Raw genomic sequence first — 22,008 nt, 5'->3', positions numbered from 1 at the left:
AAGTGTAAAATCACTCTCGTGACATTCTGCAATTTCGCTCATTATTTGACCAAAAGGACAATCATTGAGCGAAATGTTTAACCGAATCCCTTGCAAAAAGACCAAAGCGCACGTTTGCTGTACAAAAGAGCCGCATTTTCCGCCGCATCGGATGCGCTTCATATCAAAAGAAAGCGGCAGGTCGACCACATGGAGATCACTTTCAACCTCAACGGAACACGTGTGACCACATCGCAAAACGCGACGGACACATTGCTGGACTATTTGCGCGAAACGCGCAAACTGACAGGCACCAAAGAAGGCTGTAACGAGGGCGACTGCGGGGCCTGTACGGTGATTGTGGAAGATGAAGCCGGACCAAAGGCCCTGAACGCCTGTATTTTGCTTATGCCGCAACTGCACGGCAAATCCATCACAACGGTCGAAGGGCTTGCCCCCAAAGGCGCATTGCATCCAGTGCAACAAGCGATGATTGATGAGCACGGGTCACAATGCGGTTTTTGCACCCCCGGTATCGTCATGTCTTTGGCTGCGGCGCACGCTGCGGGGGACACGGATATTGAGGATGCTTTGGCAGGAAACTTGTGTCGTTGCACAGGCTATGCGCCCATTTTGCGCGCGGCTGAGAAAGCGGCACAGATCGCTCCTGCCCCGAAACCTCAGCCTGTCCCGTTTGATGTTCCTGCTTTGGCCGAACGGCCCGAATCTGTTGACGAATTGGCCGCAGTTTACGCGATGCATCCCAACGCGACCTTGATTGCAGGCGCGACAGACGTGGGCCTATGGGTGACGAAGCAATTACGCAACTTAGACGACGTGATTTTTCTCGGCGGCGTGCGTGACCTCAAGGGGATCACTGAAACACCCGAGTCCTATGTGATTGGCGCCATGACCCCAATCGCAGACTTAGGACCGCTTTTCGCGCAATCTTGCCCCTCCTTATCTGAAATGTTCCGCCGGTTTTCATCGAAACAAGTGCGCGCGGCAGCGACCCTTGGCGGTAATATCGCCAACGGATCGCCCATCGGTGACAGCCCACCGCCGCTGATCGCTTTGGGAGCGACCATCACGCTGCGCTGCGGTGAAGACAGTCGCACGATTGCGCTGGAAGATTTCTTTATTGAATACGGCAAACAAGACCGTGCCGCCTCTGAGTTTGTAACTCATATCACAGTGCCCAAAGCTGGCTTGACTGATCTGCGTGTCTACAAATTGTCCAAACGCTTTGATCAAGACATTTCCGCCGTTTGCGGCGCATTCAATATCACCGTCACAGATGGTACTGTCACCAACGCCTGCATCGCCTTTGGCGGCATGGCAGGCACGCCCAAACGCGCGACCTGTGTTGAGGCGGCACTTATCGGCAAGCCTTGGACAAACACGACGATTGATGCCGCCTTGCCTGCCTTCGATCAAGATTATCAACCGATGACGGACATGCGCGCCTCGGCCACATACCGCCAAACAACAGCGCAAAACATGTTAAAACGCGTCTTTGCCGAGTCTAAAGGCCATAACGTATCAGTTCTGGATGTACGGGGAGACGCGTTGTGAGTGTTGGCAAGCCCCTTCCCCATGATTCCGCCCGCCTGCACGTCACGGGTCAAGCGCGCTATATCGATGACATTCCCACGCCAAACGGCACATTGCATCTGGCCTTTGGTCTATCCGACGTGGCCCATGGCGATATCACAGCGATGGATTTGGACGCCGTGCGCAGTGCTGATGGTGTGGTCGCGGTCTATGCGGCGGATGATTTTGATCACGTGCCTGACTGTTCGCCAACCCCGCTGGAAGACGAACCCTTGCTATCGACAGGCACAGTGCATTTTCTTGGGCAACCTGTGTTCTTGGTTGTGGCCACATCGCATTTGGCCGCCCGCAAAGCGGCGCGTTTGGGTGACATTACCTATGACGAAAAGCCCGCAATCTTCAGCTATGAAGACGCGATGGCCGCCAACGCTCGTTTTGAAGAAGGTCCACGGATTTATACAAAAGGCGATCCGGCCAAAGCAATTGACACCGCTGCACATGTGACACGCGGCCAAATTGATATGGGCGGGCAGGAACATTTTTATCTTGAAGGACAAGTGGCTTTGGTCACACCCCTTGAGGGCGGCGATATGCTGGTGAATTCGTCAACTCAGCACCCGACGGAAATTCAACACAAAGTCGCCCATGCTCTGCATATTCCGATGCATGCTGTGCGCGTTGAAACCCGTCGTATGGGGGGGGGATTTGGCGGCAAAGAAAGCCAAGGCAACTGGTTGGCGATTGCTTGCGCGATAGCAGCGCGCGACACCGGACAGCCCTGTAAAATGCGCTATGACCGCGATGACGATATGATGGTCACCGGCAAACGTCACGATTTTCGCATTTCCTATACTGTCGGCTATGACGACACGGGGAAAATCGCAGGGATCGAATTTGTGCAAATGACGCGCTGTGGCTGGTCGATCGATCTTAGCATTCCAGTGGCCGATCGCGCGATGCTGCACGCTGATAATGCGTATCTGTTAGAACATGCGCGCATTGAGAGCCACCGCTTGCGCACCAACACCCAAAGCGCCACCGCCTATCGCGGGTTTGGCGGACCGCAGGGCGTGTTGGGAATCGAACGTGTCATGGATCATATCGCAGCCGACTTGGCCCTTGATCCTGCCGAAGTGCGCCGCGTCAATTACTATGCCGATATGGGCGACGAGCCGCAGAGCGGGCAAACCACGCCATATGGTATGCCTGTCACCGATGGGATCATGCACGCCCTGTCCGCCAAGCTTTTAGCAGATGCAAACTATAAGGCGCGCCGCGATGCGGTCCGCGCTTGGAATGATGCAAATCCAATCTTGAAAAAAGGCATCGGGATTTCTCCCATCAAATTTGGCATCTCATTCACGCTCACCCATCTGAACCAAGCCGGCGCTTTGGTGCATATCTATCAAGACGGCTCGATCCAGCTCAATCATGGCGGCACAGAAATGGGCCAAGGCCTGTTCCAAAAGGTCGCGCAAGTCGCGGCCAGTGAGTTTGGCGTCAGCATGGACGCGATCAAAATCACTGCGACAGATACAGCCAAGGTGCCCAATACGTCCGCCACAGCGGCCTCATCGGGGGCGGACCTCAACGGCATGGCGGTGAAGGCTGCTTGCACCACAATCCGCACGCGCATGTCAGAGTTTCTAAAAGACTACTACGGCGTCGATACAGTGACCTTTGCCGCAAATATGGTCACGGCAGGTGAGCATAGTTTGACTTTTAGTGATGCAGCACAACTTGCCTATCAAAACCGGATCAGCCTGTCGTCTACCGGATTTTACAAGACGCCAGATATCGTATGGGATCGGATCAAAGGCACGGGCCGCCCATTCTATTATTTCGCTTATGGCATGGCCGTGACCGAGGTTGTTCTTGATACCTTAACCGGCGAAAACCGTATTTTGCGCACGGATATTTTGCACGATGCAGGCGCCTCATTGAACCCAATTTTGGACATCGGCCAGATCGAGGGCGGATATGTGCAAGGCGCAGGCTGGCTGACCACCGAAGAACTGGTGTGGGACGCATCGGGTCGTCTGCGCACACATGCGCCCTCGACCTATAAAATCCCAACGGCGTCCGATGCACCAGATGTGTTCAACGTCAGGCTTTGGGATGCTCCCAACCCTGAGAAAACAGTCTATCGGTCCAAAGCCGTGGGCGAGCCCCCGTTTAATCTTGGAATTTCAGCACTTTTGGCACTCTCAAACGCAGTCAGTTCTTGTGGGCCGTCCTACCCTGCCCTCAACGCCCCCGCCACTCCAGAAGAACTGTTGAACGCCATTTCGCGAGCCCGCGCATGAGCTTTGATCGACACTCATTAGAGCGGGCCATCGCCGCACACGGACCGGTCGCACGCATCGTTGTGGCGGATGTAAAAGGGTCAGCACCGCGTGAAGTTAGCGCTTCGATGCTTGTGTGGAAAGGCCCAAATGGGCTTGAACAATCGGGCACGATTGGCGGCGGCACCTTGGAATTTGAGGCAATGAAATCAGCGTTTTCAGCGCCACGCCTGCAACGCATTCCGCTGGGTCCAAGTATGGGCCAATGTTGCGGCGGTGCTGTCACGCTGCTGACCGAAGTGTTCGAAACAGCCGATGATATTCCAACTGACGTTTATGCGCGCGGGCCAAATATAATGCCTATGGCTGTGCAAAAGGCACTCAAAGGGGTCCGTCGCGAGGGGATCGTATCACCGCGCTTGATCCAAGACTGGATGATCGAGCCCGTCAGCCCGCTCACGCGCCCCATTTGGCTGTGGGGTGCGGGTCATGTGGGACGTGCTATTGCAAGTGTTTTGGCCCCCCTGCCGCAATTTTCGGTGACATGGATAGACACTCATGCGGATCGCTTTCCTGATGTTTTACCTGCACGCACAGAGCAGCTTATCGCAACCAATCCGGCCCATTTGGTCGCCCATGCGCCCAGTGACGCAGAACATTTGGTGCTGACCTATTCTCATGCGCTCGACTTAGAGTTGTGCCACCAAATTTTATCGCACCCTTTTGTTTTTGCTGGCCTGATCGGGTCAGATACGAAATGGGCGCGTTTTCGGTCGCGTCTTGCGGATTTGGGCCACACAGCCGCTCAAATAGACCGCATATGCTGCCCAATTGGGCAACCAAAGCTTGGTAAACACCCACAGGCCATTGCGGTTGGGGTTGCTGCAAGCCTAATCTCAATGAATGAGCAGATCGAGACACTGAAAACACATGCTGGGGGCGCCTAAGTGACGGAACTTCTTAAACTGCAAGGGCTGACCAAAGCCTACCCTGGTGTAATCGCCAATGATGATGTCGGGTTCTCGATTGCCAAAGGTGAAGTCCATGCGCTTTTGGGCGAAAATGGCGCGGGAAAGTCCACTTTGGTCAAGATGATTTATGGTCTGACGAAACCTGACAGCGGCACGATGACGCTGCATGGTGAAACCTATGTGCCCACATCGCCTCAAGCCGCACGCGCTGCGGGCGTTGCGATGGTGTTTCAACACTTCTCACTGTTTGAGGCCTTGAACGTCGCCGAAAATGTCGCTCTTGGGATGGAAAATCCACCCAAGATGAAAGACTTGGCCAAATCGATCCGCGATGTATCACAGGCTTACGGCCTGCCGCTGGACCCTGATCGTACCGTGGGCGATCTGTCCGCAGGCGAACGTCAGCGCGTCGAAATTATTCGCTGTCTTTTGCAAGACCCCAAGCTGTTGATCATGGATGAACCGACATCGGTGCTGACCCCGCAAGAGGTTGAGATCCTGTTCAAAACCCTGCGCCAATTGCAATCTGAAGGCACTTCGATCCTATACATTTCGCATAAGCTCGAAGAAATTCGCAGTCTCTGTGACGGCGCCACCATTTTGCGATTGGGAAAAGTCGTCGGCACCTGTGATCCACGCACCACCAGTGCGCGCGACATGGCCGAATTGATGGTCGGCGAAACACTACATATTCCGACCCGCGACGCCAAGACCAGCGGCGCCGAACTGCTCGCGATCAAAGACTTGAACTATGCCCCCAAAAACCCCTTTGGCACGCGGTTGAAAAACCTGTCATTGACTGTGCACGCAGGCGAAGTTTTGGGCATCGGCGGCGTGGCGGGCAATGGTCAAGACGAACTCTTGTCTGTGCTGTCAGGTGAAGCGCGGGCCCAAACAGGGACCGTGACGCTTGAAGGCAAAGAGATCAGCAAGCTTGGTCCAAATGCGCGCCGTGCCCTTGGGCTTTTGGCTGCGCCCGAAGAACGTTTGGGCCACGCTGCCGCCCCTAATATGAGCTTGATCGAGAACACAGCGCTCACGGCGATCATTCGCAAAGACCTGAGCAAAAACAGCTTTATCAATTGGACCAAGACCGAAAACTTCGCCAACGACATCATCGCAACTTTTGATGTGCGCACCCCAAGTGCCACGGCGGCGGCGCGATCTTTGTCGGGCGGCAACTTGCAAAAATTCGTCATTGGCCGCGAGGTGATGCAAGATCCCAAAGTGCTTGTGGTTAACCAACCGACTTGGGGCGTCGATGCCTCGGCTGCGGCTAGTATTCGCCAAGCGTTGCTGGATTTGGCAGCAGGTGGCGCGGCTGTCATTTGTATTTCGCAAGATTTGGATGAGCTCATGGAAATATCCGACCATTTCGCAGCGCTCAACGAAGGCCGCCTGAGCACGCCACGTGCCGCCAAAGGGTTGAGCATCGACGAAATTGGCCTGATGATGGGTGGCAGTGACACCGCAAGCAACACACAGACGACTGAAGGAGTGCCTGCATGATTTCTTTGGTCAAACGCCCGCAACCTTCCAAAACATGGGTTGTCGCAACGCCAATTTTGGCCGTGATCGTCACGATGATTTTGGGCGGGCTGTTGTTTGCGGCCATGGGCAAAGACCCATTTGTGGCGATCCGCACAATTTTTTGGGACCCGCTATTTAACCCTGATTTTGCGGCCTATTCGCGCCCACAATTACTCGTCAAAGCGGCCCCGCTGATATTAATCGCCATCGGATTGTCCCTTGGGTTCAAGGCGGGCATCTGGAACATCGGCGCGGAAGGCCAATATATCATTGGCGCGATCACCGGTGCCTCTGTGGGCCTTGCGTTTTACCCCATGGAGGCTTGGTACATCTTTCCGTTGATGGTCATCGCGGGGGCTTTGGGCGGTTTTCTTTGGGGGTTAATCCCTGCGTTGTGCAAGACAAAATTCAACGCGCCAGAAATTCTGGTCTCGCTGATGCTGGTCTATTTCGCCGAGCAAATCATGATCTCTGTGTCGCTTGGCGCGTTGCGCAACCCCGAAGGCAACGGCTTTCCCGGATCACGCAATTTGGCGCAATATGCATCATCAGCCAATCCCGAATTGATCGCAGGCACGGGGGCGCATTGGGGCGTGATGGCCGCTTTTGCTGCCGTTGTTGCCGCCTATGTTTTGCTCAGCAAGCACATGCTTGGGTTCCAAATTCGCGTCACCGGCGAAAGCACGCGCGCCGCGGGGTTTGCTGGCATCAACGCCAATCGGCTGATCATCTTTTGCCTTGGCACATCCGGCGCTTTGGCAGGGCTTGCAGGACTGTTTGAGGTCACGGGGCCGGCAGGTCAAATCACCACATCATTCAACACGGGCTACGGTTTCACCGCGATCATCGTTGCCTTTTTAGGGCGTCTCAACCCGATTGGCATTTTGTTGGCGGGGCTGCTTCTGGCGCTGACATTCATCGGTGGTGAGCTGGCACAGTTCATGCTCTCGCTGCCCTCAGCCTCGATTCAAGTGTTCCAAGGGATGTTGTTGATGACCCTATTGGCCATGGATATTTTCGTGAACTACAAAGTCGTTTGGCGCAAAAAGGAGGCCGTGTAATGGATCTCGGATCAATCTCACTGGTCGCATTTTTCGCGTCTTTGATGGTCGCCTCAACGCCAATTTTATTAGCGGCCTTGGGCGAAATGATCACCGAACGCGCGGGCGTGCTGAACCTCGGTGTTGAAGGCATGATGATCATCGGTGCAATCTGCGGCTTTGCTGTCGCAGTGGAAAGCGGATCGGCCGTCATGGGGTTTATTGGCGCAGCCGTGGGCGGCGCGCTGCTCTCAATGCTGTTTGCGCTTTTGACCCAGTTTTTATACGCAACCCAAGTGCCAAGCGGCTTGGCTTTGACACTCGTGGGCGTGGGCCTCGCGTCCTTTATAGGACAGCCATATGTGGGTGAAAGCCCGCCCGCTGTCGCCAAGATGGCGATCCCTGTTCTGGAACATATCCCGTTTTTTGGACCCGCAATGTTTCAGCATGACGCGATGGTCTATATTTCGATCCTGCTCACCATCGCCATCTGGGCGTTTTTAAAATTCACCCGTGGCGGATTGATTTTACGTGCAGTGGGCGAAAACCACGATGCGGCCCATGCCTTGGGGTACAAAGTACGCTTGGTCCGCGTCATGGCGATTGGATTTGGTGGCGCTTTGGCAGGATTAGGCGGGGCCTATATTTCGCTGATCCGCGTGCCACAATGGACGGACGGAATCACCGCTGGCATTGGCTGGATCGCGCTGGCGATTGTTGTCTTTGCCTCATGGAAACCAGGGCGCGTTTTGTTTGGCGCTTACCTATTCGGCGGGTTGACGGCTTTGCAGTTGAACTTGCAAGCGGCAAACGTGCCTTTGTTGTTGGTGCTGCCCTATTTGGTAATGCTGTCCGGCGTGATATTTCTTGCGATTGCCGTAGCGGCAGGCTCGTGGAAAAAAACCTTGGATGTTAAACCAACTCTCAAGACATTTGCGCAATTCATCGGCACAGGGCTTGTGCTGTTATTGATCGGCGTTCTGACCAACTATGCGTCTGGTCTTGATCTATTGCTGCTGTCGTCTGCGCCTTTTGTGGCGACGATTGTTGTTTTGGTGGTGATTTCTGCCCGCAGCAAAGGGGCCTCAAACGGGCCTGCTATGCTGGGTAAAATATTTCAGGCCCACTAAGGTCTGGGACTTAAATGAGCCGCAAGGCTCGCATTTTAAATGGGGCATCAGTCCCCAAAAATCTGGGAGAGAACGTATGTTCAAAAAAATTCTCGCGACCACCGCTTTGGCCGTCGGCCTTGCTGGTGCTGCTTTTGCAGACGACAAAACCAAAGTGGGTTTCGTTTACGTCGGCCCAATCAATGACGGCGGCTGGACACAGGGTCACGATCATGGGCGCTTAGAACTTGAAAAACACTTCGGCGACAAAGTCGAAACTGTGTTCGTAGAAAATGTGCCCGAAGGCCCAGATGCAGAACGCGTGATGACGCAAATGGCGCTCACTGGCACAGACATCATTTTCACGACGTCTTTCGGCTTTATGGATCCGACACTTAACGTTGCGGCCAAATTCCCAGACGTAAAATTTGAGCACGCAACTGGCTATAAATCTGCCGAAAATGTCGCCACTTATTCGGCACGCTTTTATGAAGGCCGTGCAATCCAAGGGACTATTGCGGGCCGCATGACCAAATCCAACATCATTGGGTATATCGGTTCTGTTCCAATCCCAGAAGTTGTCCGCGGTATCAACTCTGCCTTCATTCACGCGAAAAAAGTAAATCCTGATGTCGAATTTAAAGTTATCTGGATCTACGAATGGATGAACCCAGCCAAGGAAGCAGACGCAGCCAAAGCTTTGCTTGAACAAGGCGCAGACGTGATCTTGCAACATACAGATTCAACAGCGCCATTGGCCGCCGCCAAAGAAGCTGGCGCTATTGGTTTTGGCCAAGCTTCTGACATGTATGATTTTGCACCAGCACCACGCGTCTCGTCCATCATCGACAACTGGGCGCCCTATTACATCGAACGCACACAAGCGGTCATGGATGGCACTTGGGAAACAGTGAACACTTGGGACGGCATCTCAACTGGCATGGTAGGCATCGGCGAAATCACTGACGCGGTTCCAGCCGACGTGAAAGCCGAAGCCTTGGCTTTGAAAGACGCAATCGTTGCAGGCACTTATCACCCCTTCACTGGCCCCTTGAACAAACAAGACGGCACGCCGTTCTTGGCTGAGGGCGAAGTGGCCGATGACGGCACATTGGCTGGAATGAACTTCTATGTTGAAGGTCTAACAGGCGAAGTTCCGCAATAATTTCGGTTTATTTAAACGCTGAAATTAATTTGGCCCACCTTTTTGGTGGGCCTTTTTTATCGCAGCGCTCACTTACGTCAGTACCGCAGCTTCCATGGCGTATTGTTAAGGCTGATGATGTCTTAACGTGCGGATTAGAAGTCGAGCCCAAGATCAACCGTGCGCGCAGAATGCGTGAGCGCGCCAGAGGAAATGTAATCCACCCCAGTCGCCGCAATTGACGCGATACGATCAAGGGTAACATTGCCGCTGGCCTCGGTCAGCATCCGGCCTGCAACCATCGCCACAGCTTCGCGCAGGGTGTCGTTGTCCATATTATCAAGCAACACAACGCTTGCGCCGCCGACCTCTAGCACTTGCGCCAATTGATCCAAGCGGTCCACTTCGATTTCAACGGCCATCATGTGGCTGGCATGGGCTTTAGAGGCTTCCAAAACGTTGCGCACCCCACCGGCGGCGGCGATATGGTTGTCTTTGATCAAGATGGCGTCAGACAGGGAATAGCGGTGATTGAACCCGCCCCCGTGCAGCACCGCCAGTTTTTCGACCAAGCGCATGTTCGGCGTGGTTTTGCGTGTACAGGTGATGCGGGCTTTGGTGCCTTTGGCCTCGGCCACAAAGCCTGCGGTTTTGGTCGCGATTCCTGTAAGCCGCCCCGCGTAATTCAACGCCACGCGTTCACCCGACAGGATCGAGGCTGCAGCACCCTTGATCGTCATCAAAGTGTCGCCCTTTGTGCAAGCCTGCCCATCGGCGATATGCACCCCAATCTCAAGGCTTGGATCGACCAAGCGAAACGCCAAAGCGGCCACCTGCATGCCTGAGACAACCGCGTCTTCGCGGGCATTGATGCGCGCATCATATTGCGTGCTGGCAGGGATCACCGCGCGGGTGGTGACATCGCCGTAAGACCCCAGATCTTCAAGCAAAGCACTGCGCACCATCGGTTCAAGCACGAGATCGGGAACGGTGGAAAAACTCATACTGTGTCCTTAGCAATCTTGGCCCGCAACGCGAGCATATCTGTCAATTGAGCCTTGGAGCGAAGGCCCTCGCCCGCATCCGTATCAGGGAAATCAGAACGCTCATGCGCCCCGCGACTTTCCCGACGCAACAGCGCACAGCCCGCAATCAATGTGGCCGTGGCGCACATGTTCATGAACGAGGGGCTATCAGAATGAGCTGCCTCAAGCGCGTCAATTTTGCGCAAAGCTTCTTTTAGTCCCGCTTCATCACGCACAACGCCAACCAGCGAGGTCATTGTTTGGCGCAGGCTCATGACTGCGTCAGGATCAGGGGCAACGCCGCCCTGTTCAAACTGAATGTCCAGCGGCGTATCGATAGCAGCGTTCTTTGATACAGGTACCGCAGCGATGATATCGTCGGCACAAATGCGCGCGTAAACCAAGGCTTCAAGCAAGCCGTTAGAGGCCAAACGGTTCGCCCCATGCAACCCCGTTGACGACGCTTCACCACAAACCCACAGGCCCTCAAGGCTGGCGCGCCCATCGGTATCGGTGGCGATACCGCCCATGTGGTAATGTGCAGCGGCGGCCACGGGAATGGGCTCAAGCGCAGGGTCAATACCATTGCGTGCGCAGGCTTCAGCCACGGCGGGAAACTGCGTTTTGATCCGCTCGCCCAAAACGTCACGCGTGTCCAACATAGGACGCATGCCCGCTTGCCATTGCGAGAAAATCGCCCGCGCCACAACATCGCGTGGCGCAAGTTCTGCATCGGGGTGCACGGCTTGCATGAACCGCACACCGTCTTTGTTGATCAAAATAGCGCCTTCGCCGCGCAGGGCTTCGGTCGCCAAAGGCGCGGGATCTTCGCCCACATCCATCGCTGTTGGATGGAATTGCACAAATTCAGCATCGGTGATTTCAGCGCCCGCACGCGCCGCCATGCCAATCACTTGCCCGCGAATGCGCGGCGGATTGGTGGTGATCGCGTAGAGCCCACCAGAGCCACCGCCCGCCAAAAGATAAGCTGCCCCACGCAACATGACCGGCGCAGAGCGCCCAGTGGCAGAATCTTGAATCGCGATGCCTGTCACCTTGCCGCCTTCGGTGTCCAGACCCGTTGCCATCGTGCCCTCCAGCACTTGAATGGATGGCGTCTCGCGCACCTGTTCGATCAGGGCCTTCATAATCTCGGCGCCCGCTTGGTCGCCTTTGACCCGCACGACGCGGGCAAAACTATGGGCTGCCTCGCGCGACATGACATAGCCGCCATCAGCTGTACGATCAAAGGGCGCGCCCATGCGGGTGAGGTCCAAAATATAGTCGCGCGCGTGGCGTGTCACCAGATCAGCCACATCCGCATCTACGGTCCCTGCGCCAGCTTTCACAGTATCGGCGGCGTGGTTTTTGGGGTCATCCAAAGGATCCATCGCCGCTGCAACGCCGCCTTGCGCCCAAGCAGAGCTTGCGCCCTCGCCCAAGACTTCGGGGGAAATCATCACAACGGGCCGTGGCGCCAATTTCAAAGCTGCATAAAGAGCGCCAAGACCCGCGCCAACAATGACGATTCGATCCGTTGTGATCTCTTTCATGGCGAGGCTCACAGACCCAGCTTGCGAGACAAATCAATCATCCGCGTCACAGACAGCTTGGCTTTCTCGGCCATATCTGGATCGATCTCGACCTGACCTTCCATCGTGTGCAGCGCGTATAAAATCTTCTCTAGCGTGATTTTTTTCATGAACGGACAGGCGTTACAGGGCTTGGCGAATTCGACCTCTGGCAGCTCATCGGAAATGTTAGACGCCATAGAGCATTCCGTGATCAACATCGCCTTGGCAGGCTTATTGTCATGGACCCACTTGATGATACCGCTGGTGGAACCGGTGAAATCAGCTTCGGCGACCACTTCAGGCGTACACTCAGGGTGCGCAATGATTTTCATTTCAGGGTCATTTTCGCGGTAGGCACGCAGGTCTTCGGCTTTGTACAATTCATGCACGATGCACGAGCCTTCCCAGAAGACGACCTTTTTCTTGGACAGGTTTGCCACGTTCTGCGCAAGGAATTGATCGGGGGTCATGATGACCGTATCACTTTCCATCGCATCAACGATTTGCACCGCGTTGGACGAGGTACAACAAATGTCAGAGGCGGCCTTCACTTCGGCGGTGGTGTTCACATAAGACACCACAGGTGCACCGGGGTATTTGGCGCGCATCTGTTCAACACCCTCTGCCGTGATGCTTTCGGCCAAGGAACACCCAGCCTCCATGTCAGGCATCAGCACGATTTTGTCAGGGCTGAGAATTTTTGAAGTTTCGGCCATAAAGTGCACGCCAGCCTGCACGATCACGTCAGCTTCAACTTCGGTGGCTTTGATCGCAAGCTGTAAGCTGTCGCCCACAAAGTCAGACACGCCGTGAAAAATTTCAGGTGTCATGTAGTTGTGGCCCAAGATCACCGCGTTGCGTTTGACCTTTAACTCATTGATCGCTTTGACGTATGGGGCGTAAATGGCCCAATCGACGGGCGACACAACACGGGACATTTTGTCATAGATATCTTGCATGCTTGCGGCCAATTCTGGCGAAGGCGCAAGGTCATAGTGATCCGCAAGAACAGTTTTGACATGAGTAATATCGAGCACTGAAACAGTCTCCGTTGAGGACAGGTTGTGGTCAAATAATGGTTTTTTACGTTAATAACCACAAATAAAAGGACGCATTACGCAAGATGCCCCACAAAATTTAGCTCTCAGCTGGTCGTATTTGTGCTCTCTCACCCAGAATACTCACCAACCACCCAGCGCATCCACTGATACAAAAGGGGGTTTTAACTCGCATTTCCAACGCGCAGGCGTATAAACATCTCAAAAACAACATCCGGTCCCAATGTGAAACTCAACCACACTCTGCCCCCTAAAACAGCCCCAATTGCATTGGCTTTGGTCATTGGCATGACGGGTGGCCTTGGGTTTTCGCTTATGGGCCTGCCTTTGCCATGGATGCTGGGGGCGATGTTCGCCAGTTTTTTGGCCGTCATCGCGAAAGTGCCCTTGCACGGACCTGGCGCTTTGCGTCCCTACGTCATGCCTGTGATTGGTGTCATGTTGGGCGCGGGCTTTGACACGCAGACCTTTTCGCATTTGCAAGAATGGGCGTTCTCGCTGATCGGCTTGATCATTTACATCGCCGTTGCTGCCGCAGTGGTGGTCCCGCTTTACATCAAAATCGGGCGACTTGATCCTGTGACCGCGTTTTTCTCTGCCATGCCAGGCGGTTTGAACGAAATGACCATTATAGGTGGCGAACTTGGAGGCGATGAAAAGCGGATCATCTTGTCACACGCCGCGCGTATAGTCGTCACGGTGTCCTTCATCGCTGTCTACTTTCGACTTGTTTTAGGCTATGACGTGGCCAGCGCAGCCGTAAACAGCGGGACAGAGGTTGCGTTTGATTTTAAAGCTGGGGCCATTCTACTAAGCTGCGCCGTGCTCGGCTGGATATTGGGCAAAGCTTTGAAATTGCCTGCAGCGCCACTTTTAGGCCCTCTGATTTTATCCGCTATCGCACATATGACAGGAATTTCACACTCAGCGCCGCCCCCCATTTTGGTGATCTGTTCGCAAATCATTTTGGGCACAATGATGGGCTGTCGTTTTATGGGGGCACCTTCAAAGCTCATCGTCGAAACACTGGTGCTGAGTGCTATCGCCACAACTGTGATGCTGGCTATGTCTTTGGGGTTTGCTGTCGCATTACACAGCATGTTTGGCCAAACGACCCAACAGGTTTTGCTGGCCTATGCGCCGGGCGGCCTGACCGAGATGTCATTGGTCGCCATCGCGATGAACGGTGATGTCGCCTATATCGCCCTGCACCATCTGGCACGCATTGTCATATTGATCGCGATTGCCCCGAGCATTTTGTCTGGGCTTGCGATGCGCCTGACACGCTAAGGCAATACTATCAGCCCAGCACGACAGCCATGCGGCGCAGAGCTAACTCATAGCCCTGAACACCAAATCCAGCCATCACCCCGTCAGCACGCAGTGAGACATAGGAATGATGGCGAAAGGATTCGCGTTTGTGCACGTTCGAAATATGCACTTCAAAAACAGGACCATCAAATGTGTTGAGCGCATCCAAAATCGCGACGGATGTATGTGTGTAAGCACCCGGATTGATGATAATGCCCGCGGCCTGTTCGCGCGCGTCGTGGATCATTTCAACGATACCGCCTTCAAAATTCGATTGTTTCAAATCGATTTCCAGACCAAGCTCAGCCCCCAAGGCGGCGCAGTTGGTCGCGACATCCTCAAGCGTATCATGACCGTAAATTTCAGGTTGGCGTTTGCCCAAAAGATTTAGATTTGGCCCATTCAGGATGAAAATCTTTTTGGTCATTTGGATAGCCCTTTTAAAAATGTCGTGCCGATTATAGCCGCACTCTTTATGCCGCGCTTTCAAGCTGTTCGGCAAGAGATGCTATTTCTTTATCGAAATGCCTTTGCAGTGCAAGAGCCGCCACATCAGTGTCTCCGTTCAGGATACAAGACGCGATTTCTGCATGTTCGCGCCACAGGTCGCTGTAGGATCTGATCGGCGGCGACAGCTGGCGTCGATATCGATCGTGTAGGTCATGCAAATTCATACAAAAGGCAATCAGCATTGGCATATGACTGCCGTTGACCAGCGCTTTGTGGAAATCCGTATGGGCGATAGACCAGATTTCGTCGAAATGGTCTGCCTCCGTGGATTGTGATGCGGTATGCAGTTCAACAGCTGTCGCCCGCAACTCTGAACGCCATGCTGTCCCTCCACGCGCCATTGCAGTACGCAGTGCAAGCACATCGACTTCACGGCGCAATCGCCCGATTTCTGACAATTCACAAAGGGTTAGCGGCGCGATTGTCGAGCCACGCTGATCTTGGGTATGGACCAAACCATCGATGGATAGGCGTGAAATGGCTTCACGCAACGGTGACAAAGAAACATTATACTCTTCACGCAATCGATCCAAATTGACCTTTTGACCAGGTTTGAGATCTCCGCGTAAAATGGCAGCTCGAAGTCGCGCCGTCAAAATACTGGCGCGGGTTGTTTTGACATCTGGCGCGTCAGGATTGCGCCGAATATACGCTTTGTAATTGTCTAGCACCACTCACCCATTTCACACCAAGTGACTTTATCAGCCACTCATTTTTTTATGCGCCACCCTCATCGCCTTTCGAAACTTAGGCCCGCCACGCCGCGCAAGAACGGCCTCACAATAGGTTGCGATAAGCCAAGGACGCCCTTTTTTTTCAAGCCGCTCAAGCATCTCGCGTTGGAACCGTGTATCTTCGCGTCGTCCACGTAGCATTTTGTAAAAATCTGGTTCCGTCAATGTCCCTGCAATGGATTGCTCAACAATCGGTTTTAAAACGCCGATGCGCGTCCACATCGACGCGATGCGATGCCCAAAATAACGACACTTAAACTTAACAACATTTTTCCCTCTGAACAGGGCCGCATGCATGGCATCCAGCGGCGAAAGGGGGTCATAGAATAAGAACACCTTTTCAGCCGTTCCCGTCATCGCGGGCGCAAAGCCATAGCGGGTCGAAAAGTCGCGTTTCCATGCTTTGCGGTAACGTGTTTCCCAACTGGCATCTTCACGAGACAATGTGGCCTGCGGGGAAATCACGACCACCGTTGCCCCTGGGCAGGCCGCCGAAAATGCTGCGGCCGCATATCCGCCCATTGAGGCGCCGTAGAACACCACGCGCTTGAAGCCATCAAAAAAACCTTCATCACGCAAACGGTCGAAGAACTCATAGACAGCCTCATCACGGTACCATGTCCAATCATGGGCCATCATACCAAGCATGGACCAACCGCGCTTCTCGACGAAATCAAACCCCCATGGCATTTTTTCATCGCTGTTCTCGAATACATGGTCGAGATTTTCAAACGTAACAATAAGGGTATCGCCGTTTTCAACGTAAAGGGCCGTGTGCTTGGGCCCAAGCTCTTCGTAAAAACCGCGCGCATCCCCTATTGCACGCAGGGATTGGCGCCAATCTGATTTGGTATGAGTGGTCTCAGCATCCATCACATCAGGGCCTTTGCAAATGTTTGGTTTACCATTTCATACATTTCAAAATCTGGCTCGAACGCCATTTCAAGGTTTTTGATATCTCTCGCACTCAACGTCTCTAACATCTTTTGTAATTCCGTTCTGCGGCCAAAATCACCGCCTGTATCTACGCTATTTCCAAGTGCTTCTATCCCGAAAATACGTTTCACAATATGATCCATCGATTGTTTAAGTGTGTCGACAGTTCCGATGTAATCAAAGTCAATTTGATCATATGAAATTTCTTTTCGCTGCGAGCGCCAATGACGATCCAGCTCACGGGCGCCCTCATCATTCGCAAGCAGAGCAATGAACTGTTTTAGCGTAATGTTACTGTCATGTGGTCTGCCCAGATAGGTCATCAAACGCGTCTTTTGGCTTTGGCCACCTAGCACTTTATCTGCATAAGCCGAAACGGTGCGCGAAACAGGATCACGCACCACTGTAAACTTAAAAACCTTCGGATCATTGACAGCTGCAATGACGCGCGCCTCAGATAGTCCGCGCGCCCCCGTGAGCAACAACGACTTAGAGGGGGCGTGCACTGCGTCCATCGACAAAGTCACGCTTCCCCCTTGAGCCCGTTCAAGATTATGCATCAAGGTCGCAAGGACAGTCGTGCAAGCAGCTTTATGATTTTTCATATATAAAAAATCGCCGCCCTTTGGGGTTTGCGTCGGAAGATTGATCGTCTGTAGAAAATGACGCCGATGAGGATAATTCCTCAACATCTCATCAAAAACAGACATTTTCATTTATTCCTTAAACAAGGATGCTGCGTTATCTCTGATTTTATCACGACACTGGCGAACAAAACGGCGCTCGACAGAGTATTTCTTCGCGATTTGTCCAAAGTTTAAACTTTCCTTCAAGCCTTCAAGGCCGATTTGGGCCTGAAACTCGGCGTCATGCAACTCGGGCACGTCTTGCACTTGGCGTGGCGGAAGGGGTGCTTTTTCCGGGTCGATACCGTGTTTAATCAACAAGCTGCCCAGCAGACTTTTGGGGTGTGGCGCACCGCCTTCACGTTCGACCAAACGCTTACGCATCCGGCGGCCGTAAAGATGCACAGACATGGTGTTTTCTGTCACATAAGGCGATACGTCAAAGTTGCGTTTCAACATCATTCTGCGGTCTTTGAACGTGAATGGATATAGAACATCTTGCGCAAAGGAATGCTTGCTTTCGCCTGTTTTATGCAAGAAATGCGTCACAGCATGCGGCCCCCAAACGCCCCATGGCTGCTCAGATGCATGCACAGGCGTGCCTGCAGCTTTTTTCTCTTCCAGCTCTTTCGTATATTCATCACCGTAATAAGTCGGGATGGAAAATTCATCAGAGGTAAACGCCAAAAGCTCTTTGAGCGTATCACTATCTTTCGGCAAGCCAAGCACACCGCCGTTGATATGAGAACCAGACTCCCAGCCGTGAAAATGGCCGGTTTCGGTTACAAACGGGCGCATACAATAGGCGTCGGTATCGGCCCAAATAACGTTGTCGCTTTTCTCAAGCATTTTGTAACGAAAAAGATCTGAGTGCAGGGCGGGGCTGCCGGTGCGTTCATGCGTCAAGAAATTGGATTGCGGCAGGAACTCATTGGCATCGCCAAGCTCGATTCCTTCGGGCACATTTTCGAGCGGACCGTAATGGTAAAGAACAACCTTATGACCGGCATCCAGAAAAGATTTCAAACAAAGCTGTTCTAAAAAACTTAGCTTGCCTTCCATCCAAAGCGCACCGATGACTGGAAGTTTTGCGCCTTGCGCATGCGATGAAACTGTCATGTTCATTTGCCTCATAATGTTTTCGTCTTATTGCACAAAAATGCCAACAAGAACATATATATTTGCGCAAAGCGAAGCCCACAAGACAAGAGGCGTTGCCTTGACTTCACAGGGGGGGCATGAAATGATTTTGTAAATATTTCGGGCAAAAAGCCTGATCAAGAGCAAGTATTCAATCATTATCCACCACCAGCCCTCTTAAGGGGCCACGGGTGAGCTTTTGGCCAAAGGTAGGTTTGACGTGAGCACAGTTGGGATCACCTGTATCCGCAACGAGGGGCCTTGGCTTTTGGATTGGATTGCTCATCACCAAGCGGTGGGTTTCGATCACTTCCTCATTGCTTCACACGATTGCACGGACGGCACTGACGCGCTTCTGAACGCGCTACAGGCGACTGGTCTTGTGACCCATGTTCCGTTTGACCCCGAAGGCGACGCGTCGATCCAATGGCAAGCTGTAAAGCTTTTGACCCGACATGATCGGTATAAATCTGCGGATATAGCCTTGTTCTTTGACGTAGACGAATACCTCGTTTTAGATGGCTTGCAGATAGATCAGCTGATCGGGACTGCCGATGCCGTCCCCCTGCGCTGGCATTTATTCGGCCACTCAGGCCAAAGCACTTATATCGATCAACCTGTGACGACGCGGTTCACGCGTGCAGCCCCTGATGGCATCAACCTGCCTTTGGCGCATTTTTTCAAAACACTGCACAGACCGCAGGCCTTTCGCGAATTGGGCATTCATCGCCCCAAAGGCAAAGACGCGCAGTGGTCGACGGCGTCAGGCAAGCGCTTGCCGCCAGAATTCGCCGCACAGCAATCGCGCATCAACCTATATGGCGTTCCACATCAAGGCGAGCGGGCGTGGCTCAATCATTATTCGATCCGCTCTGTCGAAGAATTTGTGCTGAAATCCGCACGCGGCCTGCCCAATCATATGGATAAACCCATAGCTGCGGGCTATTGGGCCGAGCGCAATTTCAACACTGTTGAAGACCTGCGCATCGCGCCGATGCAGGCGGCCGCACAAGCCGCACGTGACGCACTCGCTCAGTTTGATCCGTTACACGCCGCAAGTGTTGCGCACCACCGCGCAGCCCTCGCGTCGCTTGTATCCAAACGCCCCGTCATAGAATTCATGTGGCAACTTGAATTGCTGGCAGGCTCGACGCCGCCAACACAGATGCAACTTTCTGCTCATATTTCACGACTTAAATCTCTTGTTTCTGAGGACCAAAATGGCTGAACTTATCACGCAGTGTATCGAAGCGCAGGTCTTTGAGAACATCACTCTCTTGGACGCAATCGCCGCGCCCAATGGCAAAGCTGAACTGTTCTTTGACCACACAAGCCTTTTGCCCAAACCTGTTGCGACAGATATCTTTGACGACGGCGAATTTCGATCTGTCGGCAATGCGCCATGGATCGTCGGCACGCCAAAATCAGATACCATCACGGCGATTTTGGCTGGAACTCCTCGCAAGATCACGCCTGCGCCAGCACAACCCGAGCTGATGGCAGGACGCGATGTGGCTTTAGCGACACGCAATGGCGAGACTGCTGAGGTCGTACTGGAATGGTTGGCCTTTCACGTCAAACACCAAGGCCTGACTGGGGCGGTGATTTTAAACAGAGCAGCTCCGAACAGTGATCCCGATTTTTATGGGGGGCTTGAGGTCGGTTTGGCTGCGATGCAAGCAGATTTACGTGTACTTGTCGTGGAGTGCACAGTCCCCTTGGGCAATCGCAAATCCCCCTCAGAAAACCATCCCTTCGCCACCCCAGGCGCGCCCGGAAAAGACCGCATGGCCATCCCGGATCCAGAACCATGGTCGTCGCCATTGGCCGATGTCTTGATCTACGAAATACTGCGGCGCAGATATTTGGAAACAGCGCGCGCTGTCGCCAACATCGAAGTTTACGATCTGATCCCGCGCAGCGGCAATACAACGGTGTTTGATCTGGCGCAGACGGCCGAAAACGGTGTGGTGCAACTGGTGGGTCATCAGTGCTATCCTTGGCGCGCGCGTGACCATGACGCTATACGCTTCGCTGATCACATCTGCGTCCAGTTTGACGCGAAAAAGAAACGTGGACGCTGGTGTGCTGTCCCCGCCAAACTGCCCGACAACGCAGTGTTTCGCCTCATCCGCATCGGTGGCGCTGACGCCAAAGTGGGCTATCCGTTTTTCCGCTACATGGGTCTGCGTCATGTGGCCAAAACAGTGTCTAAAATTGTTCCCAAAGCCTCTTTGATTGAAAACCCTCAATTGATCGAGATGGCCGACAAAGAATGGGGTTACAAGCCCGTCTCAATGCCAAAAGAAGACGTTGCCAAGCCGCCGAAGGGCGACAATTCAGTGGCCATCGTGACCTGCATGAAAAACGAAGGACCGTTCATCTTGGAATGGATCGCCTATCACCGTGCCATCGGGGTGACAGGATTTTTAGTCTACACCAATGACTGCACGGACGGAACGGATACCCTGTTGGAATTGCTACAGGAAAAGGGTTTTTTGCAACACCGCGACAACGCGTTTCATGGCACGGGCCTCAAGCCACAACATCACGCGTTACAACAGGCGGAAAAAGAAGACGTCTATAAAAAATCCGACTGGGCGATTTCCATGGATGTGGATGAGTTTATCGACATCAAAATCGGCGATGGCACCCTGCCTGCCTTATTCGACGCCCTGCCCGATGCGAACCTGATTTCATGTACATGGCGCCTGTTTGGCAACAACGATGTGCATGAATATGAAGACGCATTTTTGCTGGATCAGTTCACCAGTTGCGCGCCCGAATTTGCCAACAAGCCACACCAAGCATGGGGTTTTAAAACCCTGTTCAAAAATGTCGGCTTGTTCAAAAAGCTCGGCGTGCACCGCCCCAAAGGATTAAAACCACAAATCTGGGACAAAATCCGGTGGTATAATGGCTCAGGCAAGCCCATGCCACGCGAAGAATATCGCAACGCATGGCGCTCGAACGCAGACACTTACGGCTATGATATGGTCCAACTCAACCACTACGCCGTGCGCTCAGCTGAGAGCTTTTTGGTCAAACGCGATCGAGGCCGTGTGAACCACGTCGACCGCGACCAAGGCCTCGCCTATTGGTTTCGTATGAATAACAACTACGTCGAAGAACGGTCGATCCAGCGCATGATCCCCAAGTTGCAAGTTGAATACGACAAAATGCTGGCCGACCCTGACATTCGCGCCCAGCATGAGGCATGCGTCACGGCGCACCGTGAAAAGATTGACGCATTGCGTGCGACCGAAAACTATTCGAAATTTTACGACGAGCTGACGGGTGAGCGCATGGAAAAACTGGCCCGCATGCATCATCATTTCGGCGCGAACATCTTTTTAATGGGACCAGAAAGTGTGCCGGATGATGTCGTTCAGGCAGATCATGACGAAAAATTCTTCTTCACGGTTGAGCGTGGTGAAACAGCGCATTAAAAAAGATGCGCAAAAACGCTTACAATTGCGGCT

Annotated in this window: 18 protein-coding genes; 10 read left to right on the top strand and 8 right to left on the bottom strand. The window is 53.4% G+C overall.

Features of this window, described 5'->3' with window-relative positions; translation table 11 throughout:
• Positions 1–189: 189 nt before the first annotated feature.
• The 7 genes from KO497_RS03190 (at position 190) to KO497_RS03160 (ending at position 9,633) form a co-directional block, all read left to right on the top strand.
• Entirely contained in the window at positions 190–1,554 is a 1,365-nt protein-coding gene (locus tag KO497_RS03190) for a xanthine dehydrogenase small subunit (RefSeq protein WP_215942512.1), read from the top strand.
• Positions 1,551–3,839: a xanthine dehydrogenase molybdopterin binding subunit gene (xdhB, locus tag KO497_RS03185; protein WP_215942511.1), complete on the top strand. Its 2,289-nt coding sequence runs from the start codon at positions 1,551–1,553 to the stop codon at positions 3,837–3,839. The genes KO497_RS03190 and xdhB overlap by 4 nt, the downstream gene beginning before the upstream one ends.
• On the top strand, positions 3,836–4,765 hold the full coding sequence (gene xdhC, locus KO497_RS03180) for a xanthine dehydrogenase accessory protein XdhC (protein WP_215942510.1): 930 nt from the start codon (positions 3,836–3,838) through the stop codon (positions 4,763–4,765). Before xdhB ends, xdhC begins: the two co-directional genes overlap by 4 nt.
• Positions 4,766–6,298 carry an ABC transporter ATP-binding protein gene (locus KO497_RS03175; protein ID WP_215942509.1) on the top strand — a complete coding sequence of 511 codons (1,533 nt, stop codon included), beginning with the start codon at positions 4,766–4,768 and terminating at the stop codon, positions 6,296–6,298.
• Complete coding sequence (locus KO497_RS03170) at positions 6,295–7,380, top strand: ABC transporter permease (RefSeq protein WP_215942508.1); 1,086 nt, start codon at positions 6,295–6,297, stop codon at positions 7,378–7,380. The genes KO497_RS03175 and KO497_RS03170 overlap by 4 nt, the downstream gene beginning before the upstream one ends.
• Positions 7,380–8,489, top strand: a complete 1,110-nt coding sequence (locus tag KO497_RS03165) for an ABC transporter permease (RefSeq protein WP_215942507.1) — start codon at positions 7,380–7,382, stop codon at positions 8,487–8,489. The genes KO497_RS03170 and KO497_RS03165 overlap by 1 nt, the downstream gene beginning before the upstream one ends.
• Before the next feature lie 76 nt (positions 8,490–8,565).
• Positions 8,566–9,633 carry a BMP family ABC transporter substrate-binding protein gene (locus KO497_RS03160; protein WP_215942506.1) on the top strand — a complete coding sequence of 356 codons (1,068 nt, stop codon included), beginning with the start codon at positions 8,566–8,568 and terminating at the stop codon, positions 9,631–9,633.
• 134 nt (positions 9,634–9,767) lie between these two features.
• Here the strand turns inward: KO497_RS03160 and nadC are convergent, their stop codons facing one another.
• Genes nadC through nadA form a run of 3 tightly spaced genes read right to left on the bottom strand, consistent with a single transcriptional unit; the run spans position 9,768 to position 13,248 of the window.
• The gene (gene nadC, locus KO497_RS03155; protein WP_215942505.1) at positions 9,768–10,616 is read right to left on the bottom strand and encodes a carboxylating nicotinate-nucleotide diphosphorylase; all 849 of its coding nucleotides are present in this window, start codon (positions 10,614–10,616) and stop codon (positions 9,768–9,770) included.
• Positions 10,613–12,190 carry an L-aspartate oxidase gene (locus KO497_RS03150; RefSeq protein ID WP_215942504.1) on the bottom strand — a complete coding sequence of 526 codons (1,578 nt, stop codon included), beginning with the start codon at positions 12,188–12,190 and terminating at the stop codon, positions 10,613–10,615. The genes nadC and KO497_RS03150 overlap by 4 nt, the downstream gene beginning before the upstream one ends.
• 8 nt (positions 12,191–12,198) lie before the next feature.
• Complete coding sequence (gene nadA / locus KO497_RS03145) at positions 12,199–13,248, bottom strand: quinolinate synthase NadA (RefSeq protein WP_215942503.1); 1,050 nt, start codon at positions 13,246–13,248, stop codon at positions 12,199–12,201.
• Positions 13,249–13,494: 246 nt separating this feature from the next.
• On the opposite strand from nadA, the gene KO497_RS03140 reads away from it, so the two are divergent.
• Positions 13,495–14,559, top strand: a complete 1,065-nt coding sequence (locus KO497_RS03140) for an AbrB family transcriptional regulator (RefSeq protein ID WP_354668080.1) — start codon at positions 13,495–13,497, stop codon at positions 14,557–14,559.
• Positions 14,560–14,569: 10 nt separating this feature from the next.
• Here the strand turns inward: KO497_RS03140 and aroQ are convergent, their stop codons facing one another.
• From aroQ to KO497_RS03115, 5 genes are all read right to left on the bottom strand, one after another.
• Positions 14,570–15,007 carry a type II 3-dehydroquinate dehydratase gene (gene aroQ / locus KO497_RS03135; protein WP_215942502.1) on the bottom strand — a complete coding sequence of 146 codons (438 nt, stop codon included), beginning with the start codon at positions 15,005–15,007 and terminating at the stop codon, positions 14,570–14,572.
• Positions 15,008–15,053: 46 nt separating this feature from the next.
• Positions 15,054–15,761, bottom strand: a complete 708-nt coding sequence (locus KO497_RS03130) for a GntR family transcriptional regulator (RefSeq protein ID WP_215942501.1) — start codon at positions 15,759–15,761, stop codon at positions 15,054–15,056.
• Positions 15,762–15,791: 30 nt separating this feature from the next.
• On the bottom strand, positions 15,792–16,697 hold the full coding sequence (locus KO497_RS03125; RefSeq protein WP_215942500.1) for a phosphoadenosine phosphosulfate reductase: 906 nt from the start codon (positions 16,695–16,697) through the stop codon (positions 15,792–15,794).
• A complete protein-coding gene (locus KO497_RS03120) occupies positions 16,697–17,365 on the bottom strand; it encodes a sulfotransferase family 2 domain-containing protein (RefSeq protein WP_215942499.1) in 669 nt (222 codons plus the stop codon). The genes KO497_RS03125 and KO497_RS03120 overlap by 1 nt, the downstream gene beginning before the upstream one ends.
• A 111-nt stretch (positions 17,366–17,476) precedes the next feature.
• The gene (locus KO497_RS03115; RefSeq protein ID WP_252729486.1) at positions 17,477–18,505 is read right to left on the bottom strand and encodes a hypothetical protein; all 1,029 of its coding nucleotides are present in this window, start codon (positions 18,503–18,505) and stop codon (positions 17,477–17,479) included.
• Positions 18,506–18,746: 241 nt separating this feature from the next.
• On the opposite strand from KO497_RS03115, the gene KO497_RS03110 reads away from it, so the two are divergent.
• Both KO497_RS03110 and KO497_RS03105 read left to right on the top strand, forming a co-directional pair.
• Positions 18,747–19,754, top strand: coding sequence for a glycosyltransferase family 2 protein (locus KO497_RS03110; protein WP_354668079.1), 1,008 nt, complete (start codon positions 18,747–18,749; stop codon positions 19,752–19,754).
• Positions 19,747–21,975: a glycosyltransferase family 2 protein gene (locus tag KO497_RS03105; protein WP_215942498.1), complete on the top strand. Its 2,229-nt coding sequence runs from the start codon at positions 19,747–19,749 to the stop codon at positions 21,973–21,975. The genes KO497_RS03110 and KO497_RS03105 overlap by 8 nt, the downstream gene beginning before the upstream one ends.
• Positions 21,976–22,008 lie beyond the last annotated feature (33 nt).

The sequence above is a fragment of the Pacificibacter marinus genome (genome assembly GCF_018860665.1).
GTDB lineage: Bacteria > Pseudomonadota > Alphaproteobacteria > Rhodobacterales > Rhodobacteraceae > Celeribacter > Celeribacter marinus_A.
This window is presented reverse-complemented; position numbering and strand designations above follow the sequence as displayed.